Source organism: Pseudoalteromonas sp. 2CM41L (assembly GCF_023161905.1).
In the GTDB taxonomy this organism is placed as follows: Bacteria; Pseudomonadota; Gammaproteobacteria; order Enterobacterales; family Alteromonadaceae; genus Pseudoalteromonas; species Pseudoalteromonas atlantica.
Window position 1 is genome coordinate 333,929 of the sequence record NZ_JALNTN010000004.1, and the last position, 12,548, is coordinate 346,476.

Annotated in this window: 10 protein-coding genes and 1 pseudogene; 2 read left to right on the forward strand and 9 right to left on the reverse strand. The window is 41.8% G+C overall.

The genetic code is table 11. The annotated features are described in order from the left end of the window. Positions 1-4: 4 nt before the first annotated feature. Together MTF64_RS08345 and MTF64_RS08350 are read right to left on the reverse strand one after the other, a co-directional pair. The gene (locus tag MTF64_RS08345) at positions 5-1,279 is read right to left on the reverse strand and encodes an imelysin family protein (RefSeq protein WP_248451100.1); all 1,275 of its coding nucleotides are present in this window, start codon (positions 1,277-1,279) and stop codon (positions 5-7) included. Positions 1,280-1,364: 85 nt separating this feature from the next. Then, positions 1,365-3,092, reverse strand: coding sequence for a DUF4856 domain-containing protein (locus tag MTF64_RS08350; protein ID WP_248451101.1), 1,728 nt, complete (start codon positions 3,090-3,092; stop codon positions 1,365-1,367). Positions 3,093-3,968: 876 nt separating this feature from the next. On the opposite strand from MTF64_RS08350, the gene MTF64_RS08355 reads away from it, so the two are divergent. Beyond that, positions 3,969-4,184: a hypothetical protein gene (locus MTF64_RS08355; protein WP_248451102.1), complete on the forward strand. Its 216-nt coding sequence runs from the start codon at positions 3,969-3,971 to the stop codon at positions 4,182-4,184. Between the two features lie 82 nt (positions 4,185-4,266). On the opposite strand, the gene MTF64_RS08360 is transcribed toward MTF64_RS08355, so the two are convergent. Together MTF64_RS08360 and hrpB are read right to left on the reverse strand one after the other, a co-directional pair. Further along, positions 4,267-4,731 (reverse strand): nuclear transport factor 2 family protein, encoded by a 465-nt coding sequence (locus MTF64_RS08360; protein ID WP_248451103.1) that lies wholly within the window; start codon positions 4,729-4,731, stop codon positions 4,267-4,269. A gap of 93 nt (positions 4,732-4,824) precedes the next feature. Beyond that, on the reverse strand, positions 4,825-7,251 hold the full coding sequence (gene hrpB / locus MTF64_RS08365; RefSeq protein WP_248451104.1) for an ATP-dependent helicase HrpB: 2,427 nt from the start codon (positions 7,249-7,251) through the stop codon (positions 4,825-4,827). A gap of 273 nt (positions 7,252-7,524) precedes the next feature. Here hrpB and MTF64_RS08370 point away from each other — a divergent pair, with 273 nt between their 5' ends. Continuing rightward, positions 7,525-7,722, forward strand: coding sequence for a CsbD family protein (locus tag MTF64_RS08370; RefSeq protein WP_248451105.1), 198 nt, complete (start codon positions 7,525-7,527; stop codon positions 7,720-7,722). Between the two features lie 66 nt (positions 7,723-7,788). Here the strand turns inward: MTF64_RS08370 and MTF64_RS08375 are convergent, their stop codons facing one another. From MTF64_RS08375 to MTF64_RS08390, 5 genes and pseudogenes are all read right to left on the reverse strand, one after another. Continuing rightward, a complete protein-coding gene (locus MTF64_RS08375; RefSeq protein WP_348984474.1) occupies positions 7,789-9,930 on the reverse strand; it encodes a molybdopterin cofactor-binding domain-containing protein in 2,142 nt (713 codons plus the stop codon). 28 nt (positions 9,931-9,958) lie between these two features. Then, positions 9,959-10,012 (reverse strand): annotated as a pseudogene (locus MTF64_RS19980) (hypothetical protein); the annotation flags it as partial. 34 nt (positions 10,013-10,046) lie between these two features. After that, positions 10,047-10,544, reverse strand: a complete 498-nt coding sequence (locus MTF64_RS08380) for a (2Fe-2S)-binding protein (RefSeq protein WP_248451107.1) — start codon at positions 10,542-10,544, stop codon at positions 10,047-10,049. 185 nt (positions 10,545-10,729) lie between these two features. After that, positions 10,730-11,485 carry a hypothetical protein gene (locus tag MTF64_RS08385; protein ID WP_248451108.1) on the reverse strand — a complete coding sequence of 252 codons (756 nt, stop codon included), beginning with the start codon at positions 11,483-11,485 and terminating at the stop codon, positions 10,730-10,732. Between the two features lie 163 nt (positions 11,486-11,648). Further along, on the reverse strand, positions 11,649-12,371 hold the full coding sequence (locus tag MTF64_RS08390) for a DUF2971 domain-containing protein (protein WP_248451109.1): 723 nt from the start codon (positions 12,369-12,371) through the stop codon (positions 11,649-11,651). Between the last annotated feature and the right edge of the window lie 177 nt (positions 12,372-12,548).

Consider the following 12,548-nt stretch of genomic DNA (forward strand, 5'->3'; position numbering starts at 1 on the left):
GCCCTTAGTCGTTATCGCCTGCAGAGGTGGTAGGTAGCTCAAGTGCTAGCTCATTAATAAAGTCATTTTTTAGCTCATCGGTCAGCACTTTCACTTGCCCATGTACATCACGTACCTGTTGCTCGTTATCAATTAGCAAATCGGCCAGCGAGCTATCAATGCTATTTAAAGTGGCTTTAAGGGTTGCTATTCCTTCAACTAAACGTATTTTAGTAGCCTGTGCTTGCTCTGCATCTAAAAAGTCATCAAAGCCAGTGCCTGCTTGCTCAGCGTCTAAATTCCCCATAATTAACGCTTCAAACGCCACTAAGTTATTACGAATATTATCTAGAGAGCTTTTCGCATCTAGGCTTTCTACATCTTCAGGGCACGCCGATGCGCCACACGAATTTGAAAAAATACCAATCGGCTCTGCTAATTTTTTATCTTTTACTATTGTGTCGATATAAAACAGTGCATCGCTAATATGATTCAGTGCTTCGTGAGTTGTGCTAAAGCGAGAGCCACTTTGGCCGGTATTTTTTAATTCGTTAGCAAAACCGTTATCCCCTTGCCAAGCTTGTAATAACTGCGCTGACGAACTTAAAACATCTTCACTTGCCACCACAGCAAACTCACAACGAGCCTGACGACGCGCTAAATCTGTACGGTTATTCCAATCTGCAAGGGCGTCATTTGCCACACTACAGTGATGCGCTAATTGCTCGTTAAACAACACATGCCCAATTGCAAATAAGCCACGGCGTGTTGCTGTTCTTTCGCTAATGGCATACGGGCGATTTTGATCTTGGTTAATAACACCGTCTTGGTTATACACCACGTCTTGGTCTATCCCACAGCGGCTAAAAGTAGGCCATGAATATATTTGGTTACGTAACTGCCCTGCGTTATCAAGAAGCGGCCCCATTTGCATCATTTCGGCTTGTTGCCAACCCGCCATGGTATCTAGCCAGGCTTGTTGTGCTTGAGCACGCAGCGCAATGGCCTCTTCTGAGCTTTCTTGTACGCTTTGTATTTCAGCTTGGCAGTAATTTGCAACGGCCTGTGTTTGTGTTTGTGCTTGTTGATTAAACAAAACAAACGTAGGTGTTATTACATTATCGACTAAGTTAGCAACGAGTTGTGCTTCATCAAACTCTGTAACCGCAGGCGTCGTAGTTTGCCCACTATCACTACTTTGAAAGTCACTGCCTGTGCTACTTGAGCTACTTTCACCACACCCACTAAGGGTTAGTACAGTAGCTGCAACCACAACCCCTTTTTTTGCATAATTGATCATTATTTCAACCCTAAAAACTTTGAAAATTAAACGGCAAAAGGCCAGCCCATGGGCTGACCTTCCTTGGTGCTAAAACGGGTGGTTATTACCAGTTTTCAACGTTTTGAGCATCAAAGCCGTAAACTTCCTGCATCAAATCACGTGCCTCTACTAACTGCGCTTTGTATGCATCTGTTAGCAATGGCGCTTCACCGAGTAATGTATGTAGCTCGGCAAATTTACCTGCGTTATCGTCGCTGTAAAAAGGTGAAAATGGGTTAAATTGAAAGTTCAGTGCAAAGCCTTTCATTTCACTAAAGTGCTTAGCTAAGTTAGCAAAATCGTCAGCACTTGCCTCTGTACCTTGCACTGTATCAATGTCGGCTAATGTGTCGTTGATGTAATGTACAACGGTGGCTGCAATTGCGTTTTCCCAGTTAGCTACTGCAATATCACGTTGTGCTAATAACTGCGTTTTTTGATCATCAGTTAATGCACTTGGTGCAGCATCGTTAATAATTTTACGACCCGCAATAAACGCCGTCATTGCTGCGCTGCTAAAGTCAGTTGCTACTACCGCGCCTTTATCACGTTTAGCTGCATTGGTAGAGTTACCCCAATTGTATTCACTCGCTAAGTCAATTTTGCCATCACCATCAATATCAGCGCTTGCGCTACCATCAGAAATAGCCTCGTCGCTAAATTCTAAATAATGACGTGCTGCGCCAAAGTAACCAAAACCTTCATCGTATTGATGCTCTAAAGTACTGTAAGTACCATCGGCTGCTGCATCGGTGTTATCTTCATCAAGCCCTTCGTCTAGGTAATCGTCAGTGCCTTGCGAGAACATTAACGCACCTAGCGTGTGCTTTTGAATAAGCTGGTTTAAATCAAGGCCACTTCTTGTGATGTATGCCGCAGTAATGTCATTACCGTTTACATCCTCAGATTGTGTACCGCTTGCAATTGCATCTACATTAGCGGCAAGTAAATCAAAGTAATGAAAAATAAGCCCTTCTGGTGTTTTTGCTTGAGTGCCAAAGTCACTCCAGCCTTCAAATGTACCTTCTGTTAGCCAATCTTCTTCCATTTTAGACGCATCGTTACCGGCAATTTTACCTGTTAAGGTTTTGCCTGAATTCGAAATTTCTGCAAACGACTGTTGCAACGTAGTTGCGCCATCAATAAACAAAAAGCTGTTATCTTTTACGGCTTCGTAATCGCTCCAATAAGCCATTAACTGCGCTTTAACGGCATCGCCCGTTAAGCCTTCGCTTTCAATGTAATCAACACTTAATAAGCTTATGTAAGCTTTAATTTGCGCCGAAAGTGCATGACGAGCCACTTGGCCTGTGTAACTTACCGCAGAATTACTAGCATTAACTGTTGAGGCAAATTCGTAAACGTTTACGCCATCTTGCGCTTCAATATCAGTTACAGATACGCTCAGTGTTTGTGTAAAACTTAAATCGCCAGCATCGGTTGCAGTGACTGTTACATCAACTGTTTCTACTTGCTCAGCATTAAGCGCTAACGTGCTTTTAAGCGTTAGCTCATTGCTGTCATTAATTTCAAAATACTGTTCATCATCAGAAAGTGTAAATACCATGCCTGTTGCATCGTCATCGGTTGCACTTAAAGTACCGACTACTGCGCCTACTACATCTTCTGTTACAGCCGCTGTTGATAAGCTAATAGCGGTAGGTGCCGAATTAGTCACTGTTGGAGTGGTTGGTGTTTCGGTGCTATCGCTGGAGCTTGAGCCACCACACGCAGTTAAACCCATAGTTGCAGTAATTACTGCACTTGCAAGGAGAGATTTACGCAAATTCATGTTGAATCCTAATATTGTATGTGAATCATTCTTATTTGTAATAGCGACTATTCTAATTACAAATACCTAACAATCAACCTAAATGTTTCTTTTTTGTTTTATTTTTAAAATAGTTTTAGTTTTTAGAACAAAGGGAGATCGGCAAAAATACTTTTTAACATAGCTAAACAGCGCGTAAATTGCTTAGCAAAACATTCGCTGTACAAAGCTAATCTACTTATTAAAGTAATTTACTATCAGAAACTTATAACAATGCTTGGTTTGTACTAGATAAGTATTTTTAGAAAGGAACACCGCACCTTAAAGCAAAATGCGAACATTACGTAAAAATAAAATCACATTAACTTTTTAGATATAAAAGCTATTTGTAATAATTATTATTTATTTTAAAAACGCATCACTTATAGCGTTTAAGTGTGGTTTTTTGCTCCACTTACTGTTTTAGAGGCTTATATCAGCGTATTGATTAAAGGTATACTAGGGCGTGTTGACCTTGGCGGATAGAAATTTGTTCAATCTAGGGGCGATTAAATCGCGGCGCGTGGTTTGTAACTTAGTAGGCTCGATAACGGCTCCTGCGTTATTTTAATGACTTACATCCATGTAAGAATAAGTAAAAACCAATAAACAAGAGTTTATCACCCTAGAAAGAACCCAACGGGCAGCCCATGTTTGGCTTTTATGCTGCGTTATCGCCTATTCATGGTGAATAACCAAGTTACATAGGCTCTGCCTTGCCTAAAAACCAAACATACGGCTGAAAATTCAACCATTAAAAATCAACACGCCCAAGAGAATATGAGAGGTGGTAATGCATTAAATAGTGTAATTTTACTACTCACTTTTAGCTAAGCCATACAATAACAGAGCCTTTTTATGAAAACAGAAATTCACTACCGCTTTGAAACCTCGCAAGTTGCTAACCGCTTTGTGCATGTACTAAAAGATTGGCCCGTAAACCAAGTTAAAACTCGCCTATTTAATGGCGGCGACAGTGTAAAAGTCACTTACGAGTATGATGAAAGCGGATTTGATTACACCTCTGCCGAGCTAGATGATTTAGCAGAGCAACACGGTGGTAAAGAGGTTTAAGCACATAACAACAAAAAGCTATTACAGCCCAATTAGCCATTAGCTTTGCTTTAATGGCTAGCGCGTTTTATCACTTTACGTTTTATTCGTGATATTTACGGATCATCGCCACTTTACCGTTTTCAACTTCTATTACTTCCATCATTACTGATGTGTGCTCGATTGGCTGCTTACTTTGCGGATGAATGCCCTTAGCGTGGTTTTTATAACGAATCGCAAAGCCGCTATCGTTAAATACAAAGGTATTAAGCAGCTCGCTTTCGTATAAGGTGTGAGCGCCTAAATAAAAACGCATGCCCTTACGCATTAGTTTTTTACCCTCTGCTGTGCGAGAGTCATCTACTTGATACGGTATGTGCTGACTGCCTACATCGTCTGTTAATAAATTAAGGTAGGCTTCAAGCTCTTTTTCACTTGCGTTAGGCGCTTGCGTGGCGGTCATTGTGTTGTAGTAATGCTGTGCAAATTTGTTTAAGTCCAGTGCCTTTTCAGCATTAACCGAAAAGGTACTCACTAATAGCAAAGCTAATGTAAATAGTCGTTTCATCACTTCTTCCTTGTAGTTAAAAGTATTGATTTATTTATAGGTACACTATATTCACATGTTCAAAAATAAAACAAATATTTTAAGTTAATAAACCTACATTTTGCTTTTTACTCTATTGGTTGCCACGCTGTTGGCTGGATCGTCGGGCCAAAAATGCTTGGGATAACGTCCTTTCATTTCTTTTTGTACATCGCAATAACTACTAGCCCAAAAGTGCGCAAGATCTTGCGTAAGCTGTAATGAACGCTTACCTGGCGAGAGTAATTCCATAAGCAGAGGCAGCTTGCCATTTGCGAGCATTGGCGTACTTGTTAAGCCATACACTTCTTGCATGCGCACGCTAAGTTTTGCGGGGCCATCTAGCTGGTAATTAATTTTTATATTTGAGCCACTCGGTACCGTTAACCTAAGCGGTAACAGTGTTTTTAAGGCTGTTTGCTGTGTCCAGTCAAAACAATTATGCAGTGCTTCAAAGTAGTTAAACTTTTTAAGCTGCTCCAGCGTTTTTATATCCTGTAAATATACGCCTAACCAATCATCAGCTGTTTCGATAAGTTGCTGCTCGCTTATTGCCGGGAACGTATCTGGCATAAACTGACTGGCTAAACTCATGCGTATTAATAATTGCTGCGCATCGGGTTGTTCATTAAATAATGCAAAACCATGCTTGGTAAATAAATTAAGCCACGCTTTGGCGCGCTCGGTTTTATCAAGCTTTTGCTTACTTGGTTGGCTTGTAAGGGTAATGGCGCCGAGCTTTACTTCGTCTTGATGGATAAAGCGCGCGGTTTTTTCATCAAACTCACAGCGGGTAAGCGTAGTAAACAAATGCGGTAAGTAATCTTGTAGCTCAAATGGGCTAAGTGCGGTGGCTGCAAAAATACGCGTGCCTTTATGACCGCCCATGCTTGCAATAGCAAGGTAGTCATCGTTATGCCAGTAATCGGTGTTTAAATCAGCGCCCGCACCATTGGCAAGTAAGTAGCCATTGCCGCGTTTTTTTGCAATGCGATCGGGGTAAGCTAATGCCACCAGCAAACCTAAATGCTCGGTGTTTAGCTCACTGTTACTGTCGGTTACTTTTAAACGGCTTTGCCAGTATTTTAACTGCTGCTTAAATACTGGGTGTGGCCCTTGTTGTTGGCTATGTAGCGCCAAGCTTAGCTCGTTGGCGCTGTTTATTCGGCTCTCAAGCAGCGCCACTAAATAAAGTGCTAAGCGATAAATACCAGGGAGTTCTGCCTCAAGCGCTTGCGCTTTTAAAAGCATATGCGCTAAGCGAATATCCGCCCCAAAACCCAGCATTTTACTACCCAATTTAGTGAGCTTACCTTTGGAGTCGATGGCTTCAAGCATGGTTAGTAAGTTTGCCGCTTGCGTGCATTGCTGCGCTGTTGGCGTATCAAGCAAGGTGAGTTCGCTGATATTTGCGCCCCACTGTTTTGCCTCCAGCATAAGTTGGCTTATGTCTGAGGTGAGTATTTCGGGGTTATCGTGGCTATTACGTCTCTCAAAGGTTTGCTTTGAGCCAAGCCTGTAAACAACCCCAGGCTCTATTCGCCCTGCACGCCCTGCTCGCTGCACAGCAGAGGAGCGCGATATACTTTGTGTTGTAAGCTCAGTTACGCCTGTTTTTAAGTTATAGCTCGCTGCGCGGCGTTTGCCGCTATCAATAACAATGCGAATGCCTTCAATGGTTAAACTGGTTTCGGCTACATTGGTGGTAAGCACAATTTTGCGCATACCTTTAGGCGCAGGGGCAATCGCCGCTTGCTGATTGGCTTTATCTTGCTCGCCAAATAATGTGGCAACTAAGCAGTTACTTGGTAAATCATTAAGGGCCTGTTCTACGCGTACTATTTCAAATTGCCCAGGCAAAAACACCAGCGCACTGCCGCTTTGCTCGTTAAGTGCTTGTTTTATTAAAGAGGGAATAGCATCAAGCCAGCGGCTTTCATCTTTTATTGGTATATATACTTCGTCTATGGGGTAACTACGCCCGCTTGATTGTATAACCGGGCAATCAAAAAACTGCGTATAGCGCTCAGTATCAAGGGTGGCCGACATAAGTAGTATGGTTAAATCGTCGCGCAGCGCACTTTGGGTCTCTAAAGCAAAGGCCAGTGAGGTGTCGGCCGCAATTGAGCGTTCATGAAATTCATCAAATATCAGTAAATCTATATCGCTTAATTCGGGGTCGTTTTGTAGCATGCGGGTAAGCATGCCCTCGGTGACTATTTCAAGGCGCGTATTACTACTTACTTTGCTTTCACCACGTACTCGCAAACCAACACTCTGCCCCACTTTTTCGTTTTGGCACTGTGCTAAGTAATTGGCAATATTACGTGCTGCTAAGCGGCGCGGCTCAAGCATTACAATACGTTTAAAATGGCCGTCGCGCATAAGCTGTAGCGGTAACCAGGTTGATTTACCCGCACCAGGCGGTGCTTGTAATAACGTTATGGGGTTACTTTGTAATGTAGTTAGAAGTTGTTGATATATGTTTTGAACCGGCAGCACTGCTATTTACCCAAAATTGCTTTGTAGGCATTGTAACAAAAACCAAAAATAAACGCGCCGCAAAAGCAGATGAGTTTACGCGTATCCATAATCAGAAATAATTACAGACCGCTCTGTACATTTTTTAAGAACATACGCGCTGCAATAAAAGTAACGCCTCGCTTAAATATATAAATCAATGATTATAAACATAAAATAAAAAGTTTAACTGATTGGTACACGCTTTGCTCCTTTTATACTGAACGTTAATTAAAGCTAAGTAAGGAGATACTTATGAACAACGATCGTATGAAAGGTAATTGGAACGAGCTTAAAGGTAAGGCGCAACAAAAATGGGGCGATCTTACTGACGACGATTTAGAAAAAATTGAAGGTAGCCGTACAGAGCTAGTAGGTAAAATCCAGCAGCAGTACGGTAAATCTAAAGAAGAAGCAGAGCGCGAAGTAGATGAGTTTGAAAAAACTCACTAATCGCTAACTTCTAAAAAAACCGCCAATTGGCGGTTTTTTTGTTTAACGGCTAAAAAAGGACGTTATTTACGCTTTTAATTGGTTACCTATAGGCAGCTGCCTAATACGCTTACCACAAGCGGCAAAAATAGCGTTACACAATGCAGGGGCGTAAACCGGTGTTGCGGGCTCGCCTACACCAGCAGGTGGTGCATCGCTTTGTATTATTTCTACTTCTACCTCTAGTGGTGAATCGCTCATACGCGGTACGCGGTAATCGTGAAAATTACTTTGCTGCACGCGGCCTTTATCAAAGGTAATACCGTCGCTAATTGCAGTGGTAATACCGTAAATAGAGCCACCTTGCGTTTGGTTTTTAACGGTATCGGTGTTTACAACCGTACCCGCATCAATAGCGACCCACGATTTAATCACGTTTAAATCACCAGCATCCGATACCTCTACCTCAACCACAGTAGCCACATACGTTAAAAAGCTGCGGTGCGCAGCAATGCCTAACCCGCGACCTTTTGGCAGCTTTCGGCCCCATTTACTTATCTCAGCCACTTTTTCAATAACATGGCGTAATTTACCAATATCTAATGGATAAACGTCTTTATCGGCGCCATAGTTATCGTACGAGGCATTTTGCTCGGTTACATCTAAAATGCGATCAGGGCCTATGGTTTCAAGTAAATAGTCTTTTTGGTCACGCCCTGCTTTGTGCGCAGCTTCAGCAATAAATGACTGAATAGCAAAAGCATGAAAAATATTTGATACCGAGCGCATCCAACCTACTCTTGTTTTAGCGGGTGCTTCGCCGTTTTCTAACTTTAAGTTAGGTGAGTTTATGGGGTTATCGGTAAAGCCCAAGCGCAGCTCAAAACCTGCAGGCGACGTTGCCCCTTCTTGAAAGGTCGACATAATTGGCGAAAACGCCGTACGGTGTAAGTAAGCCTCAATATTACCTTTTTCATCTAGTGAAGCTTCAATATGTTGAGCCGATACCGCATGATAAAAACTGTGCTGAATATCATCCTCTCGCGTCCATTGTACGCGTATGGGTTGTCCTACTTTCATTGAAATGTAAGCAGCTTCTGCCGAAAAGTCAGGTTTTGATTTACGCCCAAACCCGCCACCTAACATGGTGACATGCACGTTAATTTGGCTCTCTTGCATACCAAGTAGTGCGGCTACGGTTTTCATATCGGCTTGCGGGTTTTGCGTTGCAGCCCATATATCAACGCGGTCTTTATGATACATCGCCGTGGCGCAAGGTGGCTCCATTGGTGCTTGGGCCAAATGCGGCGCGTAATAATCGGCTACTAACTTATTGCTCGATTTAGCCAATACGCTGGCTGCATCGCCTATGTCGCGTACATGCGTTTGCGGCTCATTAACGGTTTGTAATAACGACTTTTTAAATTCTTTTGAATTATAATCGCCGTTTTTACCATCATCCCACACCACCTTTAGTGCTTTACGCGCCTGCCATGCAGCCCAGGTATTTTTAGCAACAATAGCAATGCCGCCTTTTGGCTGAAATTGCGGCGCGCCTTTTGGTACAGGCATTTCAATAATATCAACTACGCCATTAATTGCTTTAGCGGCGCTGGCATCAAACGATTTAACCACACCATCTACTACCGGCGGGCGCTCAATCATAGCCACCAGCGCCTTTGGTTCGCGAACATCAGCAGCAAATGTGGCTTTACCGGTTACTAAATCGGTTAAATCTATATGCGCCATACCGGTATTTATATAACGCCATTCTTTGCGTGTTTTAAGTGTTAACTTATCAACTTCTGGTGGCGTTATTGTAAGCGCTAAGTCGATTAAATCTTTATAAGTAAGCGTTTTACCCGAGCTGTGAGTAACCACGTGCTGATTAGCTGTACAGGTTTGCGGCTCAACGTTCCAATATTTAGCAGCTGCGTGCTGCATCATGTAGCGTACACTTGCACCCATTTCACGCAGGCGTTGCATGTTGTAGCGAATACTGCGCGAACCATCGGTATTTTGATCCCCATATTTAGGGTCGCCCTTACCTTGAATAACAACGACTTTATCCCATGCAGCTTCCATTTCGTCTGCCACAATTTGGGCAATGGCGGTACGAATTTGTTGGCCCATTTCAGAGCGGTGACAGGTTATTTCAACCATGCCATCGGGGCGCAGCGCTATAAATAAGTTGGCACGTTTTGCTTGCTCAGAGGGTTGTTCTAACACGCCTGCAAACGCTTTTGGTGCACTGCCTACAAAATAAGTGCCTAATACTAATGCGCCTATTGCGCTGGTTTTTAAAAATTGGCGACGGTTTAGGTCAAAGTATGTATTGCCGTTTTTCATACCTCTTCCCCTTGTTCATTTGGGTCAAAATACTCAACGCCCGCAATGGTTTTAGCCGCCGACTTAATCGCTTTATGAATACGCGGATACGTACCACAACGGCAAATATTGCCCGACATATTACTCACTATTTCATCATCAGTGGGGTTAGGGTTACCTGCTAATAAGCTTGCCGCTTGCATTATTTGCCCGCACTGACAAAACCCACACTGCGGCACTTTATGCTCAACCCAGGCTTTTTGCACAGGATGGTCGCCTTGCTCGCTTAACCCTTCAATAGAGGTAATATTGCGCCCTGCCACAGCCGATACCGGTAATATGCACGAGCGCTGCGCTACGCCATCAATATGTATGGTGCACGCACCACATTGCGCCATACCACAGCCAAACTTAGGCCCGGTTAAATTTAATTCATCTCGAAGATACCAAAGCACCGGCGTTGACGGATCGCCTGTAAACTCATGTTTATTACCATTAACGGTAAGCGTGATCATATTTAACTCCTTGGCAAAGCGCTTTAAAGGGATTCCTTGTTGCGCGAGAACGGTTTGAATAATTGCTACTTTTTTAGCCTACCACTTAGGATTGGTTTATTGAAATTTTTATCGGCGAAACGCCAACCTATAGCTGTTATTAAGTGGCAGCTTTATTAGATAGAGATAAGAAGGGTTTACTGATTCTACTTAGTACTTATAACTGGCTCATTTAATAGCTGCTCATCATTTTTATATACTTCAAGCCAACCAGGTGGCGATGTATCGCAGCCAATTACAGTAACGTGTAATATGTAACTATAGCGTCCGTTTTTAAACGTATAGTGGTGATTCCCGCCGCTACCCTCAAAGGTAATATCACCGTTAGATAAAACCATATCAGGCTTATCCTTTGGCCTTTTATCACTACTCCACACTGCATAACGGTAATTTCTATCACCTAAATCATCAACGCGAATATGGTAGCTAGCCGTTTTCCAATCCAGCACTGGCTCTTCAAACGTATTAATACTTGAATGAAGTGATTGCTTGTCTTGTTCAATTAAGCGTTTAGCAAATGCCTGCTCTTTAGCTGTGTGGCTATTTATACCGATAATTTTACCGTCGGTATTAACCCACATCACGCCGTTATTTAGCATAATGCCACGCCAACCAACTTTATCCCAATCGGTATTAATATTAGAGCTGCCAATAATAGTAACAAGCTCCTCGTCAAACACTTCATCAAAGCGGTTAATAAACTCAGTTTCATTTTTAATGTCGGGCAATGGATATTGCCTTTTTAGAGGGTAGCGAATATGCGCAGCAATCGCAGTTTTATCCTGCGCTTTAAAAGCAGCAATAACAGGTAAAACACTCCCGTGATATTTCTGCTCAAGCGCAAATATGTTCGATGTGAAAAATAGGGATAGGCAAAGCAATATGTAATTTAGATACTTCATTAATAGTCCTTTATTAAAAAACTAGAAATTAAAAGCGTTTAGAGCGCTTATATTTCAGGTTTATTTGATGCAAATATTTGATAACTAGAGACAATTTTGTTCCAAAATATAGAACAGTGTTAATTCTCAAAAAGTAAGATTAAATTTTATATGACTAAAATTACTATTTCTTATATAAAACTTCTTGAAATCTTAATTGGTAATACTTTGAGTCAGTCTCAGCTTTATATAACTTTATTTTTCCAGCAGAAGCCCTTAATAACTCCTCTGATATTTTTTCTTTTAATATATCACTAGATCTTAAGCCTAAATACACTCCATCGATTGCGCCTACTGGATATTCCATCAAATTAATACTTTCACCAAAAATATCATTATCGCCAATCAGAGGTTCACACTCTAAATCTGAGGCAAATATACGCTCTTCTTCCTCATAGGCCCAATCGATAGGCTTTTGAAGCAGTGTTTTATCGAAGTTAAACTGCTTTTCTATCGATACATACCCATTTAGGACACCTCTTTCTCTACGGTAAATAACTGGCTGTGCTTTCGAGAAAAAGTTGTTTTTTCTATTAAACTCAATACAAAACCCGGTGTGTGAGGCTGCATAATGAGACCACATTAATAAATTCCCACTGTTCCTAGACAGGGAGAGAAAAGTCATTTTTTTTCTACATTCATCATGCCTCTCATGTGGCTTTTTTAGATCTAGTTCATAATCTCCTAGCATCATAGATGACTCAAACGGATCATTTACACTTCTAGGGTAAGAAAACCTAATTCTCCTGTTAGTCAAAACATCTAACCTATCTTCAGATAAGTACTTATAAAGCTTCATACGTGAATTTCCTCGAAAATAATATTTTATAAACCAACGTTCGGTCATCACACACTTGAGATGGTAACAATAAACTATTCACTACCTTACAAAACTTTGAACCATCTCTGAGAACACAAAAACGAGCCTAATTTGGCTCGTTTTGTTTTGATCTGACTCCATAAAAGTAGACACCTATTTAGGAGTCAGTTCTCATGAAAGTAAAAGCGTTTCGTAAACATACAG

Excerpts from the sequence above, each read along its gene's own strand:
- MTF64_RS08355 (WP_248451102.1), top strand. The coding sequence starts at position 3,969 with ATGAAAACAGAAATTCACTACCGCTTTGAAACCTCGCAAGTTGCTAAC.
- MTF64_RS08345 (WP_248451100.1), bottom strand. The coding sequence starts at position 1,279 with ATGATCAATTATGCAAAAAAAGGGGTTGTGGTTGCAGCTACTGTACTA.
- MTF64_RS08385 (WP_248451108.1), bottom strand. The coding sequence starts at position 11,485 with ATGAAGTATCTAAATTACATATTGCTTTGCCTATCCCTATTTTTCACA.
- MTF64_RS08390 (WP_248451109.1), bottom strand. The coding sequence starts at position 12,371 with ATGACCGAACGTTGGTTTATAAAATATTATTTTCGAGGAAATTCACGT.
- MTF64_RS08360 (WP_248451103.1), bottom strand. The coding sequence starts at position 4,731 with ATGAAACGACTATTTACATTAGCTTTGCTATTAGTGAGTACCTTTTCG.
- MTF64_RS08380 (WP_248451107.1), bottom strand. The coding sequence starts at position 10,544 with ATGATCACGCTTACCGTTAATGGTAATAAACATGAGTTTACAGGCGAT.
- MTF64_RS08350 (WP_248451101.1), bottom strand. The coding sequence starts at position 3,092 with ATGAATTTGCGTAAATCTCTCCTTGCAAGTGCAGTAATTACTGCAACT.
- MTF64_RS08370 (WP_248451105.1), top strand. The coding sequence starts at position 7,525 with ATGAACAACGATCGTATGAAAGGTAATTGGAACGAGCTTAAAGGTAAG.